The organism is Microbacterium algeriense (genome assembly GCF_008868005.1).
Classification (GTDB): Bacteria; Actinomycetota; Actinomycetes; order Actinomycetales; family Microbacteriaceae; genus Microbacterium; species Microbacterium algeriense.
This window is the reverse complement of record NZ_WAAO01000001.1, coordinates 418,538-434,046: the sequence shown is the minus strand read 5'-3', so window position 1 is coordinate 434,046 and position 15,509 is coordinate 418,538. Positions and strand designations below refer to the sequence as shown.

Below are 15,509 nucleotides of genomic sequence, written 5' to 3'. Positions count from 1 at the left end.
CGATCGTCCTTCCGTCCGCAGATCGTCTGCGGACCGGACGAGCCGATCAGGCGCTGACCCGCTTCACCCGCGCCCGCACGCGCTGCACGATCCAGCACACGACGTAGATCGTGAACGAGAGCGTCGTGATGTATGGGCTGACCGGCAGGGTCCCGGCGAGGGCCAGCAGGATCCCCCCGACGGCCGAGACGAAGCCGAACAGCGCGGCCAGCAGCGGCACGGCGATCGGACCGGCGGTCACGCGCATCGCGGCCGCAGCGGGCGTCACGAGCAGCGCCATCACCAGCAGCGCTCCGATGATGTGCACGCTCACCGCGACGATCAGGCCCAGCAGCACCATGAACAGCAGGCTCACCGCACGCGTGGGCACGCCCCGGGCGGCGGCCGACTCGGGGTCGAGCGAGTCGAAGCGCAGCGGGTTCCACATCACGAGCAGTCCGAGCAGCACGACCACGCTGATGCCGATGAGCCAGCCGAGATCCGGGCTCGACACCGACACGATCTGGCCCGTCAGAAGGCTGAACCGGTTGGCGCTGCGGCCGTCGTACAGCGACAGGAAGAGGATGCCGAGACCCAGGCCGAACGGCATCAGCACCCCGACGACGGAGTTGCGATCGCGGGCCTTGGCGCCGAGCACCCCGATCAGGATCGCGGCGACGAGAGCGCCGCCGAGCGAGCCGGCCACCACGCTTCCGCCGAAGAGCAGGGCGGCCGCCGCGCCGGCGAACGACAGCTCGCTCACCCCGTGCACCGCGAAGGCCAGGTCGCGCTGCATCACGAAGACGCCGATCAGACCGCCGACGATGCCGAGGACGGCACCCGCGATGATCGAGTTCGACAGCAGCACGACGAGTTCGCCGTAGTCCTGGAACGAGAACACGTCGTCCCAGCCGACCATCGGCACCACGGCGAGGGCGCTCATGCGGCACCTCCGTGGTCGTGATCGTGGTGGGGTTCGGCGTCGGGCACGCCCACGACGACGAGGCGGTCGCCGGCGCGGAGCACGAACACCGGAGTGCCGTAGAGGTCGGTCAGCACGCGGGTCTGCAGCACCTCGTCCGGGGTGCCGAGCAGGAACCGGCCGCCGGCGATGTAGAGGATGCGATCGACCCGGCCGAGGATCGGGTTGACGTCGTGCGTGACGAACAGCACCGCCGCGTCGCGCTCCCGCCGCTGCCGGTCGATGATGTCGGTCACGGCGAGCTGGTTGGCGAGGTCGAGGTTCGACAGCGGCTCATCGCACAGCAGCAGAGCGGGCTCGTCGGCGAGAGCCTGACCGACGCGGAGCCGCTGCTGCTCGCCGCCCGACAGCAGTCCCACGCGGCGATCGGCGAAGTGCGAAGCGCCGACCGCCTCGAGCAGACCATCGACCTTGGCCCGGTCCCCCCGGTGCGGGATGGGGAAGCCGAAGCGACTGCCCTGCACGCCGAGCGCGACCAGGTCGCGGGCCCGCATGCTCGTGTCGGGAGCGAGTGAGCGCTGCTGCGGGATGTATCCGATGCGGGAGTTGCCGCGGTGCACGGGCTCGCCCGCCACCCGGATCGTCCCCGACGACAGCGGCTGCAGACCGAGGATGCTGCGCAACAGGGTGGTCTTGCCCGAACCGGACGGGCCCAGCACGGCGATGAACTCGCCGGGATCGACCGTCAGGTCCAGGCCAGACCACAGCTCGCGGTCTCCGCGATGGAGCGAGGCGTCGGCGATCTCGAGGACCGAACCCGTACCCGTCGTGGCTCCTTGAGCCGGCCGGAGGGCGCCGCTCACTGCTGGACGGCGGCGGCGAGGCTCTGGATCGCGTCACTCATCCACTCAGAGTACGACGATCCGTCTTCCAGCAGCTCCGTGAAGGCCACGACCGGGACGCCGGCATCCTTCGCGGCGGCCTCGACGCGCTGCGTCTCGGCTCCTCCCGTCTGGGCGTTCGTGAGGAGCGCCGCGACCTGACCGCTCTCGATCACCTTGAGGGACTCGAGCAGCACGGCGGGTGCGACATCGGCACCCTCCTCGACCGACTCCGCGAAGCCCTCCGGCGTCACGTCGGTCAGTCCAGCCGCCGCGGCGAGGTACCCGGGGAGCGGTTCGGTGATGAACACGTTCGTCCCTGCGGAGTCGGCCTTGATCGTCTCCAGGTCGGTCTCGAAGCCCTCGAGATCAGCCACGAGCGCATCGGCGTTGGTCGCGAACTCCTCCGCGCCGTCGGGGTCGAGCTCGGACAGCTCATCCGCGATGGCCTCGACGACGTGGATCATCGTGTGCGGATCGAACCACACGTGCTCGTTGAAGCCCTCGATGTGGTTGTGCCCCTCGTGGCCGTCCTCACCCTCGGCGTGGTCGTGGTCGTGGTCCTCCGCTGGCGCGTCGGTCGCCGAGTCCTCGGCGTGATCGTGCTCGGCCTCGTCGTGCCCCTCGTTGCCGGGGAAGTCGTGCGAGTACTCGACGGCCGTGACGGTGTGCGGGTCCTTCGCGTCCTGCAGCAGGCTGTCGATGAAGGCGTCGTAGCCGCCGCCGTTCTCGATCACGAGGTCGGCCTTCTGCACCGTCAGGCGGTCGCGCGCGCTCGCCTCGTAGGAGTGCGGGTCCTGCGAGGCGGAGGTGATGATCGACTCGACCTCGACGCGGTCGCCCCCGATCTGCGCCGCGATGTCACCGTAGACGTTGGTGCTCGCGACGACGGTGATGGTGCCGTCGTCGCCCTCTCCCGATGCGGAGGTGGAGCATCCGGCGAGCGCGAGGGCTGCGACGGATGCGAGGGCGAGGGCGACGACGGGCTTCTTCATGCGTTCACTCTAAACGCTAATGAGAACCATTATCAAATCGCGGTCGCTCCCGACGGCGCGATCCAGGCCGTGGCCTCCGCAGGCAGCGCCGAGCCTTCGAGCGGGGTGCTGGCGAGGACCACCTCGTCGGCGTCCGCCCCCAGGTCGAAGGGGTCGGTGCCGAAGTTCGTGACGATCTGCCAGCCGTTCGGGCGCGTGAAGCGCAGCACATCTGCGCGCCCGGTCTCGATCCACTCCAGCGTCTCGTCGCTCTGCAGCGGATGCCGCAGGCGCAGCGCCTCCCGGTAGAGCGAGAGGGTCGAGGCGGGGTCGGACGCCTCGACATCCACGGCGTACTCGGCGAACCAGGTCGGCTGCGGCAGATGGGCCGCGGCGTCCCCGAAGCCGAACGAGACGCCCTCGGCGCTCCACGGCAGCGGCACCCGGCATCCGTCCCTGCCGAGTCCGTCGAACTCGGCGCCGCGGAAGAACGCGGGATCCTGGCGCTGCTCGGCGGGGATCTCGGCGACCTCGTGCAGGCCGAGCTCTTCGCCCTGATACAGGTAGGCACTGCCGGGCAGCCCGAGCAGCAGCAGGGATGCGGCCTTCGCCCGGCGCAGCCCGCGCTCGCGGTCGAGCATCTCGTCCGGACCGCCGGCGGCGACCCACTCGGTGCCCTGCTTGACCGCGCGACCGTGCAGGGGAGCGAGACCGTAGCGCGTGGCGTGGCGGGTGACGTCGTGGTTCGAGAGCACCCAGGTGGTGGAGGATCCGGTGCGCTGCGCCTGCTCGAGGTTGTCGACGATGATCTCGTGGAACTGCGCCGCGTCGAAGTCGGCGACCAGCAGGTCGAAGTTGAACGCCTGCCCGAGTCCTTCTGCCGAGGCGTAGCGGGCGCGACGCTCCGGGGTGTCGACCCACGCCTCGGCGACCGCGGTGCGCGGGGGGTCGTACGAGTTGAAGACCTGCCGCCATTCGGCGTAGATCTCGTGCACGTCGTCCCGGTCGATCAGCGGGTGGTCGCCGGAGGTGCGGTCCATGGCGTCGAGCTCCGCGCGCGACGGCAGCGGCTCCGTCAGGTCCTTGGTCAGCATGTGAGCGACGTCGATGCGGAAACCGTCGACCCCGCGGTCGGACCAGAAGCGCAGGGTCTGCAGGAAGTCCGCGCGCACCTCGGGGTGGTCCCAGTTGAAGTCCGGCTGCTCCTTCGCGAAGTTGTGCAGGTACCACTGGCCGTCCTCGACGCGCTCCCAGGCGCTGCCGCCGAACACCGAGACCCAGTCCGTCGGCGGCTCGGAGCCGTCGGGCCCCGTGCCCTCACGGAAGATGTAGCGTTCCCGCGCCGCCGACCCGCGACCCGCGGCGAGCGCCTCCTGGAACCAGGCGTGCTGGTCCGACGAGTGGTTCGGCACGATGTCCACGACGACGCGGATGCCGCGGGCATGCAGGGCATCGACCATCTCGTCGAAGTCGGCGAGCGTGCCCAGCCGGGGGTCGACGTCGCGGTAGTCGGCCACGTCGTAGCCGCCGTCGGCGAGTTCGGACGGGTAGAACGGGCTCAGCCAGACCGCGTCGATGCCCAGCTCCGCGAGGTAGTCGACGCGGGACACGATCCCGGGGATGTCGCCGAGTCCGTCGCCGTTCGCGTCCGCGAAGCTGCGGGGATAGATCTGGTACACGGCGGCCTGACGCCACCACGCGGCGGTCTTGTCGTCTTCGCGGGTCTCGGTGAGAAGCGAATCGGTCATGAGGAGTGTTGCTCCTTCGTTGTTGCGGTGGTGTGGGTCAGCCCTTGACGGCACCCTGCGTGACGCCCTCCATGACCCACCGCTGGGTGAAGAGGTACGCCACGATCGCGGGCGCCATCGCCATCAGGTACGAGGCGAAGGCGACGTTGTAGTTGTTGCTGAACTGGTTCTGGAACAGGTTCTGCCGCACCGGGAGGGTCTGCAGCGCCGGATCCGAGATGATCAGCGACGGCATCATGAAGTCGTTCCAGGCGTAGAGGAACGCGAAGATGCCGACCGTCGCGCTCATCGGGGCGAGCAGCGGGAAGATGAGCCGCCAGAACGTCTGCCAGGTCGTCGCGCCGTCGATGCGGGCGCTCTCCTCCAGCTCGATCGGGATCGAGCGCAGGAAGGCGGTGAACAGCAGCACGCTGAAGCTCAGCTGGAACATGGTGGCGAGGATGATGACGCCGAAGGGGTTGTCCAGTCCGACGCGTCCGGTCAGCTGGATCTGCGGCAGGGCCACGACCGGGAACGGGATGAACATCGCCGCGAGCAGGTAGAAGAACGAGTAGCGGAAGAGCCGGCGATCCCAGTTGCGCACGATCGCATAGGAGGCGAACGCCGCGAGGATGATGGTCGCCGCCACGGTGCCCGCGGTGACCAGCAACGAGATGCCCGCCCCGACAGGGAACTTCGTGAGGTTCCACGCCTGGACGAAGCCGTCGAAGCTGAACGGAGCCGGCAGCGAGAACGCGTTGCCGTCGACCGCCTGGCCGGTGGTCTTGAGCGACATCGAGATCGTGACGTACAGCGGGAGCAGGACGGTGACGGCGCACAGGATCAGGATGATCGTGCCCGACCAGTTGACCCGTTCCATCTTCTGGCGCGGCTTGCGTCCGCCCGCGGTCTGCGTGGTGATGGTCTGCGTCGACATCAGAACGAGTTCCTTCCGCGCGTGAGCGAGAGCTGGAGGAGGGAGATGAGGACGGCGACGATGAAGAAGATGGTCGCGTTGGCCATCTGGTAGGCGTAGTCGCCGCCGTTGAAGCCCGCGATGATCGTCATCGCGACGCTGCGGGTGGACGTGCCCGGCCCGCCATTCGTGAGTCCGACGATGATGTCGTAGGCGTTGAGGAAGCCCTTGAAACCGAGGATCACGTTGATCACGACGTAGCCCGCGACGAGCGGGATCGTGATGCGGGTGAGCTGCTGCGCCTTGCCGGCGCCGTCGATGCTCGCGGCCTCGTAGACCTCCCCGGGGACCGACAGCAGACCGGCGATGTAGATCAGCAGCGTGCCGGGCACCGCCTGCCAGGCCGTGACGATCACGATCGCCACCCACGCGAGGTCCGGGTTCGCGAGCAGGCTCGTCTCGAGCCAGGGGATGCCCGCCGCGGCACCGGCGGCCGGGATGGAGTTCGAGAACAGGAAGTTGAAGACGTAGGCGATAATGATGCCCGAGATGACCATCGGGATCACGAAGATCGTGCGGAGCCCCGTCTTGAAGCGGATCCGCGAGGTGAGTCCGACCGCGAGCAGGAAGGCGATCACGTTGACGACGATCACGGTCGCGATCGAGAAGCCGAACGTGAACAGATAGCTCTGCAGGATCGCCGGGTCACTGAACAGCGCGATGTAGTTCGTGAGTCCGTTGAAGCTCCACTCGCCGATGCCGATCGAATCGGTGAAGCTGAAGAAGATGCCGATCACGCCGGGGACGGTGATCGCGAGGGTGAAGATCACCAGCGTCGGCAGCAGGAACAGGTAGTAGATCGGCTCCACCCGGCGCCGGTGGCGTCGGAGCTGGCGGTCGCGACCGGTGACGATCGTGGTCGTGCTGTCGGCCGACGATGCGGTGGTCGTGGCGCTCATGATGCGGCCTCCTCGCCGGATGCGTTGTCCTGCGTCGACGGGATCGGCGCCCGGAAGGCGATCCGCGCCCAGTCGGCGTCCATGGTGCGCAGGATCGAGTCGGTCGAGGCGCCGAGCACCATCGCCTGCGCGTAGTTGAAGATCGGGAGCGTCCGAGGAACGAGCACGGAGGGCCCCTGATAGATCTGCCCGGCGTCGTAGTACTCGATCATCCCCTCGATGCGCGGGTCGTCCGGGGCCGGAGCGTCCGTCGTGGGGGTGAATCCGAGCTGCGAGGCGTTGTACTCCTCGATGTTCTCCGGCTCGTACAGGAACTCGAGGAAGTCGCGGGCGGCCTCCTGGTGGTGCGACTCCTCGGGGATCATCGCGGCGAGGTCCATGTTGACCCGCACCTCGAGATCGGCCGGGTCGTCGGTCATGGGCAGCGGGAACGTGCCCAGCTGCAGGTCGGGCGACGTCTTCGCGATCTCGCTGAACGCCCACGGGCCCTGCAGGTACATCGCCGCCTCGCCCTTGGCGAAGGCGAGGTTCCCATCGCCGTAGCCGCGGCTCGGGGCATCCGCGTTCGTGTAGTCGTTCGCGAGCTGCATCATCTGGTCCATCGGCTCGGCGAAGTCCTTCTGGAACGAGACCGGGGAGTCGGGGCCGACCGTCTCCCCTTCCTCGGCCAGCGCGTCGAAGAAGTCGATCACGTCGACGGATCCGCCGGCGGTGTAGTCGTACCAGCCCTGGCCGACGGTCCAGTCGTCCTTGAAGGTGCCGTAGAACGGGTCGATGCCGGCGGCCTTCAGCTGGTCGCAGACGGCGATGAGCTCGTCCCAGGTCTGCGGGACCTCGAGGCCCTGCGCCTCGAAGATCTCCTTGTTGTAGATCACGGACGCGGCCATCACCGAGTAGGGCAGTGCGCTGGTGCGCCCCTCGCAGGAGCCGTACTGGTCCATGAGCGGCTGCAGGTCGTCGCGGATGGTCGCCGCGGCGTCGGTGTCCGAGAGGTCGGTGAGCGCGCAGCGCTGCACGAACCGGGCGATCTCGTAGTTGTAGTTGGCGAGCATGATGTCCGGCGGATTGCCGCGGACGAAGCTCGCCGACACGACGTCGACGCCGGACGTGTCGATCTCGACCTTCACGTCGCTCTGCGAGGCGTTGTACTCCGCCACGAGATCGGTCATGAACGGGATCGCCTCGCGCTTGCTGAACGTGAAGCGGATCGTCTCCGCTCCCCCGCCCGCAGCGCAGCTCGTGAGCGCCGCACCGACCAGCGCGAGCCCGAGACCGCCGGCGATCAGCCGCGCCGCACGTGTTCGTCTTCCAGACACCGTTGTCCTCCGGTTTAGATCGGATCACTAAATCTAATGAGCGAATTTACTCGTTCGACATGTACTCTCTCATTCGGACGACAGGAAGGCAAGCGGCGTGGCAGATGTCTCGACGGGCCTCGGCACCGGGCGCGCGAGCGTCGGCGCCGTGCTCGACTTTGCGTGGACCGCGGGCGAGTTCACCGCGACCGACGTCATGGCCGCGACCTCTCTCACCCGTTCGACCGCCATCGACGCGATCGAGACCCTGCTCGGCGCGGAGGTGCTGCGCGAGCTCCCCAACGCCAGGGTCGCGGGGAGCTATCGGTCCGGACGCCCCGCCCGGCGCTTCGCCCTCTCCCCCGAGCTCGGCGTCGTCGTCGGGATCGACGCCGGCGACACGCACATCGCCGTCACGGTCGCCGACCCCCTCGACCGCACGCTCGTCCACCATCGCGTGGAGGTCGACCAGAGGCAGTCGGCGACCGCCCGTCGCGCCTCGATCATCGAGAACCTCGACGCCGCGCTGCTCGAGTCGGGCATCGCGCACGACCGTGTGCTCGCGCTCTGCGTCGGCGTCGCGGCTCCGGTGGACAGGGACGGCGTCTCCCCGCCCCACCCCGACGGCTTCTGGGAACGCACGAACCCCGGCCTCGCCGAAGCGCTGCGCGACAGGGCGCCGGTCGTCGAGATCAAGAACGACGCCCAGCTGGCCGCCATCGCCGAGGGCGCCGAAGGAGCGGCGAGCGGATGCCGCGACTACGTCGCACTGCTCTCCAGCGAGCGCTACGGCGGCGGTGTGGTGGTCGACGGCCACGTGCTGCACGGCGCGCACGGCGGCGTCGGCGAGGGCGTCGTGTTCGACCACATCGTCGGCGTGGGCTCCGCGATCGGGCTTCCGCACTCGGTGCAGGACGCCGCGCGCGCCGTGGTCGCGGAAGGTGCGGCTTCGGGCGACGGCGCGCTCGGCCGCCTGGTCGCAGCCGAGCGCATCGACCCTCGACTGGTGCTCACTCTCGCCGCGTCGGGTGATGCCGACGCACTGCTCGTGGCCGAGCGGGTCGGAGCCGTGCTGGCTCGCATCGTCGGCGTGCTCGGCAGCATGTACGACCCCGCCCGCGTCGTGGTGTGCGGGGCGGTGGCCGAGAGCATCGAGCCCGTGCTGGCCGCGGCCCGCCGCATCCTGCCCGAGGAGCTGCACCTCCCGGCGCCGGAGATCCTCGCCTCCGCCCTGGGCGCCGAGGTCGTGTCGGTCGGAGCAGTGGCCACCGCGCGCCGTGCCGCCCGCGAGCGCACGGTCCCCCTCCTCGCGGAGCAGCGCCTCTCCCTCCTCGCCTGACCCCCTCGCGAGCTCAGGCAATCCCGCAGAATCAGGCCGCTGCGCGCAGAATCAGCCTGAACTCGCTTGATCGCCTGAACTCGCGCGGTGGACTCAGCGCCGGCTCATATCAGTCGACGAGCAGGGCGGGCTCCTCGAGGATGGAGGCGACGTCGGCGATGAAGCGGCTCATGCCGTCGCCGTCGATCACGCGGTGGTCGAAGGAGCCGGCGACCGTGGTCACCCAGCGGGGGCGGACCTCACCGTCGACGACCCACGGCTTCTGACTGATGGTGCCCATCGCCACGATGCCGGCCTCTCCGGGGTTGATGATCGGGGTGCCGGCATCCATCCCGAACACGCCGATGTTCGTGATGGTGATCGTGCCACCCTGCTGATCGGCCGGCGGGGTCTTCCCCTCCCGAGCGGTCAGCGTCAGACGGTTCAGGGCGCGGGCGAGGTCCTTCATGCTCAGGTCCTGCGCGTCCTTGATGTTCGGCACGAGAAGGCCGCGCGGCGTGGCGGCGGCGATGCCGAGGTTCACGTAGTGGCGCACGGCGATCTCGGCGCCCGCCTCGGTGTCGATCCAGGCCGCGTTCACCATCGGGGTGCGGCGCACGGCCCAGATCACGGCCCTCGCCATGATGAGCAGCGGCGAGACCTTGATGTCGGCGTAGTCGGGCGAGGCCTTGAGGCGCTTGACGAGTTCCATCGTGCGGGTGGCGTCGATCTCCTTCCACACGGTCACGTGCGGGGCGGAGTACGCGCTCTGCACCATGGCGGAAGACGTGGCCTTGCGCACGCCCTTGACGGGGATCGACTCGGTGCGGTCGTCGTCGGCGGCGGAAGGGCGGGGGGCGACGATCCCGCGGGCGAGGCCGGTCGGCGCGGTCTGCGGCGCGGGCACGGTCTCCTCGCGGACGGTCCCCCATTCCGGCGTCTCGATGTTGCGGAAGACGCTCGCCTGCGAGGCGTGCTTGACCACGTCGTCCCTGGTGACCTCGCCGTCGGCGCCCGTGGGCGTCACGGTCGTCAGGTCGACGCCGAGGTCCCGCGCGAGCTTGCGGATCGGCGGCTTGGCGATCACGCCGACGGAGGAGCGCACCGGACGCTCGGCCGGACGCTTGCGCCGCGAGGTCGCACCGCCGCCGTTGCCGTAGCCGACGAGCACCGAGCCGCCGCCCTCCTCGGGTGCCGGCGCCTCCGCCGTCGCCACGACGCCAGGGCCCGCGTCATCGCGCACATCGGTCACGAAGGTGATGATGGGGGTCCCGACCTCGACCGTCGTCCCCTCCTCCGCGAGCAGCTCTCCCACGACGCCCGCATGCGGCGACGGCAGCTCGACGAGGGACTTGGCCGTCTCGATCTCGCAGAGGACGTCGTTGATCGCGACCGTGTCGCCTGGCGCGACCTTCCAGGCCACGATCTCGGCCTCGGTCAGTCCTTCTCCGACGTCGGGGAGGGTGAAGTTCTGCGTGCTCATGACGAGTCCTTTCGGCCGAGCGGGATGTCAGTATGCCAGCGAGCGGTCGACGGCCTCGAGGATGCGGTCGGCATCCGGGAGGTACGCGCCTTCCAGCTTGGCGGGCGGGAACGGGGTGTCGTAGCCGGAGACGCGCAGCACGGGAGCCTCGAGGGCGTAGAACGCGCGCTCCATGACGGTCGCCGCGATCTCGCTGCCGATGCTGCCGAAGCCCTGCGCCTCCTGCGCGTAGACCATGCGCCCGGTCTTGCGGAGGGAGTCGAGGATGGGCTCGTAGTCGACCGGCGACAGCGAGCGCACGTCGACGACCTCGCAGCTGGTGCCCTCGGCCTCGGCGAGCGCTGCGGCCTGCAGCAGTGTCGTCACGATCGCGCCGTGCCCGACGAGCGTCACGTCGCTGCCGGTGCGGACGACACGGGAGGAGTGCAGCGGAACCGCGGGCGCGTCGAGCTCGACCTCGCCCTTCTGCCAGTAGCGGCTCTTCGGCTCCATGAAGATCACCGGGTCGTTCGAGGCGATGGCCTCCTGGATCATCCAGTACGCATCGTTGGGCGTCGACGGCGACACCACACGCAGGCCGGGGGTGTGCGCGAAGTACGCCTCCGGGCTCTCCTGGTGGTGCTCGACCGCGCCGATGTGTCCGCCGTAGGGGATGCGGATCACGATCGGCATGCTGATCGCGCCCTCATGCCGGTTGATGAGCTTGGCGAGCTGCGTGGTGATCTGGTCGAACGCGGGGAACACGAATCCGTCGAACTGGATCTCGATCACCGGGCGGTACCCCACCATCGCCATGCCGATCGCGGTGCCGACGATCCCGGACTCGGCCAGCGGGGTGTCGAGCACCCGCCGGTCGCCGAAGTCGCGCTGCAGGTGCTCGGTCACACGGAAGACGCCGCCGAGCTTGCCGATGTCCTCGCCCATGAGCAGGACCTTCGGGTCGCTCTCCATCGCCTTGCGCATGCCCGCGTTCAGGGCCTTGCTGAGCGGCATCGTCTCGAGGGTCACTGCGCTCCTCCTTCGAACGACGCCTCATAGCGGGCGCGCCAGGCCTTCTGCTCGTCGATCAGCGGATGCGGTTCGCTGTAGACGTGGTCGAACATCTTGTCGGGGCTGGGCGGTCCGAGCTCGACGGTGCGGGCGCGCAGGTCCTCGGCAGCATCCGCGGCCTCGGCCTCCACATCGGCGAAGAGCTGCGCAGAGGCCCCGCGCCCCTCGAGGAAGGCGCGCATGCGGACGATCGGGTCACGACCGGCCCACATCAGCTCCTCGTCGTTGCCGCGGTACTTGGTCGGGTCGTCGCTCGTGGTGTGCGCGCCGAGCCGGTAGGTCACAGCCTCGATCGCGCGCGGGCCCTGACCGGCACGCGCCTCGTCCAGCGCGATGCGGGACACCGCGTAGCTGGCGAGCACGTCGTTTCCGTCGACGCGGACGCTGGGGATCCCGTAACCGGCGCTGCGCTGCACCAGGGGCACGCGTGACTGCGTGGTCACGGGCACCGAGATGGCCCAGTGGTTGTTCTGCAGGAAGAAGACCGTCGGCGCCTGGTAGCTGGCGGCGAAGACCATCGCCTCGTGCACGTCGCCCTGACTCGAGGCGCCGTCGCCGTAGTAGACGATGACCGCCTCGTCACGGTCAGGGTCGCCGGTGCCGCTGCGTCCGTCGAAGGCGAGGCCCATGCCGTAGCCCGCCGCGTGCAGGACCTGCGACCCCAGCACGAGCGTGTAGAGCCGGGTGTTGCCGTTCTTGGGATCGGTCGGGTCCCAGCCGCCGTGCGAGACGCCGCGCATCAGCTTGATGATGTCGACCGGGTCGACACCGCGGATGCGCGTGACCGCGTGCTCGCGGTACGACGGGAAGATCGTGTCCTGCGCGCGGGCCGCGCGACCGGAGCCGACCTGCGCCGCCTCCTGTCCGCGACTCGGCGGCCACAGGGCGAGCTGCCCCTGACGCTGCAGGTTGGTCGCCTGGGAGTCGATCGCCCGGATGACGACCATGTCGCGGTAGAACTGCTCGAGCTCGGCGTCGCCAATCGCCTCGATCAGGGGCAGATACTGCTCGGCAGCGGGGCTGGGCGCGAACTTTCCGGTCTCATCCAGAACGCGCACGAGAGGTGTCTCTGGGGTGGTCACGCTCTCACGCTACCCGCGCCCGCATGCCCGGTCACGCATAACTAGGACGCCCTGGTAACTGGCGGGAAACCGGAGAAAACGGGGCCTCCCGCCGCAGGTCCTCCGGTCAGCGCAGGGCGCCGGCGACCTCGAGCACCCGGGCGATCGACTCCTCCTCGCCCACGGAGATGCGGATGCCGTCGCCCGAGAACGGCCGGACCACGAGGTCGTTCTCCAGGAACGCGGCCGCCGCGTCATCGGTCCTCTCGCCTGTGGGCAGCCAGACGAAGTTCGCCTGCGAGTCCGACACCTCCCAGCCCTGCGCCCGGAGCCCCTCGAGCAGGCGCGTGCGGCGTTCGACGATGACGGCCACGCGCTCCAGGAGCTCGGGCTCGGCGTCGAGGCTCGCGATCGCGGCGTTCTCCGCGGCGGAGGTCACCGAGAGCGGGATGCCGGTGGTGCGCGCTGCATCCAGCACCTTCTCGTGACCGATCGCGTAGCCGATGCGCAGGCCGGCGAGGCCGTAGGCCTTCGAGAAGGTGCGCAGCACCACGACGTTCGGATGACGTTCGAACACGCGCTCGGCGAGACCGTCGACCGCATCGGGTGCGGTCACGAACTCGGCGTACGCCTCGTCGAGGATGATCAGGACGTCGGCGGGCACACGCTCGACGAAGGTCGCGAACTCGGCGCTCGTGATGATCGGGCCGGTCGGGTTGTTCGGCGTGCACAGGATGACGGCCCTGGTGCGGTCGGTCACCGCGTCGGCCATGGCGTCGAGGTCGTGGCGGGAGTCGGTCGTCAGCGGCACCTGCACCCCGGTCGCCCCCGCGACGAGCGGCAGGCTCGGGTACGCCTCGAAGGAACGCCACGCGTACACGACCTCGTCGCCGACGGAGGCCGTGGCGAGGATCAGCTGGTGCAGGATCGAGACGCTGCCGGAAGCGACGTGAACCTGGTCGGGCTCGACCCCGTAACGCGCCCCGAGACGGGTGCGCAGCCGCGCGGCGGTGGCATCCGGGTAGCGGTTGATCGGCGTGGTGCTCTGCAGCGCCTCGAGCACCGAGGGCAGCGGATCGAAGGGGTTCTCGTTGCTGGAGAGCTTGAATGCGTCCGGCCCCGCCTGCTTGCCCTGTCGATACGGCGCGAGGGCCGCGATGGCGGGACGGATGCGGGGCAGGATCGGCTCGGTCACGGGACGAGTCTACGAGGACCGTTCGCGGCGCGAGAGTCCGGGATCTCCTCTGTCGAGGCGCGATCGGCGGTGGTACCATTCTGGTATGGCTATGACGGTGCGGCTCCCGGAAGAACTCGACGCGCAGCTCGAGGCGATCGCGCGCGCCCGACACATCTCCAAGCACGCGGTGATCATCGAGGCCGCCGCGCGGTTCGCGAACAGCGAGTCCAAGACGGATCGAGTGCTCTCCCTCGCCGACGAGATCACCGAACGCTACGCCGACACTCTCCAGCGGCTCGAAGACGCCTGACAGATGGCGACCGAGTACATCGAGCCCGAGCAGGCACTCGCCCTGATCGCCAAGCTCGGGCTGCACGTCCGCGATGAAGGGCTGCTCTTCTCTGCGCTCGCTCGCCCTGCGGCCGGAATGTTCGGCGTCGACGCCTATCCGACCTTCGAAGAGAAGGCCGCGGCGCTGATCAGCTCGGTCGCGCAGAATCACGCGCTGTTCGACGGCAACAAGCGCATCTCCCTGTACCTGACGTTCGTCTTCATCCGGCTCAACGGGTACGACGTCACTTTCACGAACGACGAGGCGTTCGACTTCGTCCTCGACGTCGCTCAGAGCCGGCTGGACCTGAAGGAGATCGCGCGCGTCCTCGCCGCGCATATCCGAGAAGCGCCCCAGGGCTGACACCTCCGGGCGTCCGTGGGACACTGGTCGGACTATGCGCTTCATCATCCGCGTCATCGTCAACGCGTTCGCCATCTGGGTCGTCACGCTGATCCCCGCCCTGCAGGTCACCATCCGGGCGTTCCCCCCGGGCGAGACGCTGCAGCTGGTCCTGACCCTGCTCGCGGTGGCGGCGATCTTCGCGCTCGTCAACACGATCATCGGCACCGTGGTGAAGATCGTCGCGTTCCCGCTCTACATCATCACGTTCGGACTGATCGGCTTCCTGATCAACGGCTTCCTGCTGTGGCTGACGGCCTGGATCACGAGCGGCTTCGGCTGGGGGCTCTCGGTCGGCTCGTTCTGGTGGGGCGTGCTGGCGGCGCTCATCATCTCGATCATCAACGGCATCTTCGGGTTCATCCTCCGCCCGCAGAACAAGCGCTCCCGCCGCGACTGATCAACGCCCTGTGTCGACGCGCAGCGGGCTGATCTCCGAGAGGTAGCCGAAGTCGCGATCCTGGTGCAGGAGCACCACATCGCGCCTGATCGCGACCGCCGCGATCAGGCAGTCGACCATGCTGCGGATCGGGTGACCGTTGACAGCCGAGGCACGGTAGAGGTCGGCGGCATCCCGGAAGTCGTTCATCGGGTCCAGTGGCACCAGACGCAGGCCGTTCGCGAGCGCCTCGACCCTCGACCGCTCTCCGGGAGTGCGTGCGCCGGCCAACAGCTCCATGATCACGGGCTCCGTGATCGCCAGTTCCGCGTCGGCCACGATCAGCGCGTCCAGCCGTTCCACGACGGGCGAGTCGTCGCCCCGGAGATAGGCGATCCATGCGGATGAGTCGACGAGGATCACTCGCGCCCCCATGGCGCCGGCGGGTCGTCACGCATCGCGTCGAGGTCGCCGCTCCATCCCGAGCCGCGGAGCCCCCGCAGGAAGTCCTGGGTGAGCGGGACGCCGACCAGGCGGCGCAGGGCGAGGTCGACGGCCTCCTTCTTCGAGGAGAGGTCGTAGCGCCGCATGACCTCACGCACGAGATCGTCGTCGATGTCGATGTTGGTGCGGGCCATACACCAACGGTACACCT

Annotated in this window: 17 protein-coding genes; 4 read left to right on the top strand and 13 right to left on the bottom strand. The window is 69.1% G+C overall.

Features of this window, described 5'->3' with window-relative positions:
* Positions 1-46: 46 nt before the first annotated feature.
* Genes F6A08_RS02070 through F6A08_RS02040 form a run of 7 tightly spaced genes read right to left on the bottom strand, consistent with a single transcriptional unit; the run spans position 47 to position 7,674 of the window.
* Entirely contained in the window at positions 47-922 is an 876-nt protein-coding gene (locus F6A08_RS02070; protein ID WP_192576664.1) for a metal ABC transporter permease, read from the bottom strand.
* Positions 919-1,764: a metal ABC transporter ATP-binding protein gene (locus F6A08_RS02065; RefSeq protein ID WP_017203568.1), complete on the bottom strand. Its 846-nt coding sequence runs from the start codon at positions 1,762-1,764 to the stop codon at positions 919-921. The genes F6A08_RS02070 and F6A08_RS02065 overlap by 4 nt, the downstream gene beginning before the upstream one ends.
* Complete coding sequence (locus tag F6A08_RS02060; RefSeq protein ID WP_017203569.1) at positions 1,761-2,777, bottom strand: metal ABC transporter solute-binding protein, Zn/Mn family; 1,017 nt, start codon at positions 2,775-2,777, stop codon at positions 1,761-1,763. The genes F6A08_RS02065 and F6A08_RS02060 overlap by 4 nt, the downstream gene beginning before the upstream one ends.
* 32 nt (positions 2,778-2,809) lie before the next feature.
* Positions 2,810-4,504, bottom strand: coding sequence for a glycoside hydrolase family 13 protein (locus F6A08_RS02055; RefSeq protein WP_151458462.1), 1,695 nt, complete (start codon positions 4,502-4,504; stop codon positions 2,810-2,812).
* A 37-nt stretch (positions 4,505-4,541) separates the two neighbouring features.
* Positions 4,542-5,420: a carbohydrate ABC transporter permease gene (locus F6A08_RS02050; protein ID WP_017203571.1), complete on the bottom strand. Its 879-nt coding sequence runs from the start codon at positions 5,418-5,420 to the stop codon at positions 4,542-4,544.
* The gene (locus F6A08_RS02045; protein ID WP_192576663.1) at positions 5,420-6,358 is read right to left on the bottom strand and encodes a carbohydrate ABC transporter permease; all 939 of its coding nucleotides are present in this window, start codon (positions 6,356-6,358) and stop codon (positions 5,420-5,422) included. The genes F6A08_RS02050 and F6A08_RS02045 overlap by 1 nt, the downstream gene beginning before the upstream one ends.
* A complete protein-coding gene (locus tag F6A08_RS02040; protein ID WP_151458461.1) occupies positions 6,355-7,674 on the bottom strand; it encodes an ABC transporter substrate-binding protein in 1,320 nt (439 codons plus the stop codon). Before F6A08_RS02040 ends, F6A08_RS02045 begins: the two co-directional genes overlap by 4 nt.
* Positions 7,675-7,771: 97 nt before the next feature.
* Here F6A08_RS02040 and F6A08_RS02035 point away from each other — a divergent pair, with 97 nt between their 5' ends.
* Complete coding sequence (locus F6A08_RS02035) at positions 7,772-8,992, top strand: ROK family protein (RefSeq protein WP_151458460.1); 1,221 nt, start codon at positions 7,772-7,774, stop codon at positions 8,990-8,992.
* A 109-nt stretch (positions 8,993-9,101) separates the two neighbouring features.
* Here F6A08_RS02035 and F6A08_RS02030 read toward each other — a convergent pair whose 3' ends face one another.
* The 4 genes from F6A08_RS02030 to F6A08_RS02015 form a co-directional block, all read right to left on the bottom strand.
* A complete protein-coding gene (locus tag F6A08_RS02030) occupies positions 9,102-10,454 on the bottom strand; it encodes a dihydrolipoamide acetyltransferase family protein (protein WP_124896660.1) in 1,353 nt (450 codons plus the stop codon).
* Positions 10,455-10,481: 27 nt separating this feature from the next.
* A complete protein-coding gene (locus tag F6A08_RS02025; protein WP_192576711.1) occupies positions 10,482-11,447 on the bottom strand; it encodes an alpha-ketoacid dehydrogenase subunit beta in 966 nt (321 codons plus the stop codon).
* A gap of 11 nt (positions 11,448-11,458) precedes the next feature.
* Positions 11,459-12,586 carry a thiamine pyrophosphate-dependent dehydrogenase E1 component subunit alpha gene (locus tag F6A08_RS02020; RefSeq protein WP_124896662.1) on the bottom strand — a complete coding sequence of 376 codons (1,128 nt, stop codon included), beginning with the start codon at positions 12,584-12,586 and terminating at the stop codon, positions 11,459-11,461.
* 106 nt (positions 12,587-12,692) lie between these two features.
* Entirely contained in the window at positions 12,693-13,760 is a 1,068-nt protein-coding gene (locus tag F6A08_RS02015; protein WP_151458458.1) for a histidinol-phosphate transaminase, read from the bottom strand.
* Positions 13,761-13,845: 85 nt separating this feature from the next.
* Here F6A08_RS02015 and F6A08_RS02010 point away from each other — a divergent pair, with 85 nt between their 5' ends.
* The 3 genes from F6A08_RS02010 to F6A08_RS02000 are packed head-to-tail and all read left to right on the top strand — an operon-like array spanning position 13,846 to position 14,875.
* Entirely contained in the window at positions 13,846-14,052 is a 207-nt protein-coding gene (locus tag F6A08_RS02010; protein WP_164479599.1) for a ribbon-helix-helix protein, CopG family, read from the top strand.
* Positions 14,053-14,055: 3 nt separating this feature from the next.
* Complete coding sequence (locus tag F6A08_RS02005; protein WP_017203579.1) at positions 14,056-14,436, top strand: type II toxin-antitoxin system death-on-curing family toxin; 381 nt, start codon at positions 14,056-14,058, stop codon at positions 14,434-14,436.
* A gap of 34 nt (positions 14,437-14,470) precedes the next feature.
* The gene (locus F6A08_RS02000) at positions 14,471-14,875 is read left to right on the top strand and encodes a phage holin family protein (protein ID WP_017203580.1); all 405 of its coding nucleotides are present in this window, start codon (positions 14,471-14,473) and stop codon (positions 14,873-14,875) included.
* Here the strand turns inward: F6A08_RS02000 and vapC are convergent, their stop codons facing one another.
* Complete coding sequence (gene vapC / locus F6A08_RS01995) at positions 14,876-15,277, bottom strand: type II toxin-antitoxin system VapC family toxin (protein WP_192576662.1); 402 nt, start codon at positions 15,275-15,277, stop codon at positions 14,876-14,878.
* Positions 15,274-15,492: a type II toxin-antitoxin system VapB family antitoxin gene (locus F6A08_RS01990; protein WP_151459077.1), complete on the bottom strand. Its 219-nt coding sequence runs from the start codon at positions 15,490-15,492 to the stop codon at positions 15,274-15,276. The genes vapC and F6A08_RS01990 overlap by 4 nt, the downstream gene beginning before the upstream one ends.
* Positions 15,493-15,509 lie beyond the last annotated feature (17 nt).

Bases quoted from the DNA above. Each gene is read 5' to 3' on its own strand.
- F6A08_RS02050 (WP_017203571.1), bottom strand. From the start codon at position 5,420: ATGTCGACGCAGACCATCACCACGCAGACCGCGGGCGGACGCAAGCCG.
- F6A08_RS02060 (WP_017203569.1), bottom strand. From the start codon at position 2,777: ATGAAGAAGCCCGTCGTCGCCCTCGCCCTCGCATCCGTCGCAGCCCTC.
- F6A08_RS02005 (WP_017203579.1), top strand. From the start codon at position 14,056: ATGGCGACCGAGTACATCGAGCCCGAGCAGGCACTCGCCCTGATCGCC.
- F6A08_RS02055 (WP_151458462.1), bottom strand. From the start codon at position 4,504: ATGACCGATTCGCTTCTCACCGAGACCCGCGAAGACGACAAGACCGCC.
- F6A08_RS02045 (WP_192576663.1), bottom strand. From the start codon at position 6,358: ATGAGCGCCACGACCACCGCATCGTCGGCCGACAGCACGACCACGATC.
- F6A08_RS02000 (WP_017203580.1), top strand. From the start codon at position 14,471: ATGCGCTTCATCATCCGCGTCATCGTCAACGCGTTCGCCATCTGGGTC.
- F6A08_RS02070 (WP_192576664.1), bottom strand. From the start codon at position 922: ATGAGCGCCCTCGCCGTGGTGCCGATGGTCGGCTGGGACGACGTGTTC.
- F6A08_RS02025 (WP_192576711.1), bottom strand. From the start codon at position 11,447: ATGCCGCTCAGCAAGGCCCTGAACGCGGGCATGCGCAAGGCGATGGAG.
- F6A08_RS02010 (WP_164479599.1), top strand. From the start codon at position 13,846: ATGGCTATGACGGTGCGGCTCCCGGAAGAACTCGACGCGCAGCTCGAG.
- F6A08_RS01990 (WP_151459077.1), bottom strand. From the start codon at position 15,492: ATGGCCCGCACCAACATCGACATCGACGACGATCTCGTGCGTGAGGTC.
- F6A08_RS02030 (WP_124896660.1), bottom strand. From the start codon at position 10,454: ATGAGCACGCAGAACTTCACCCTCCCCGACGTCGGAGAAGGACTGACC.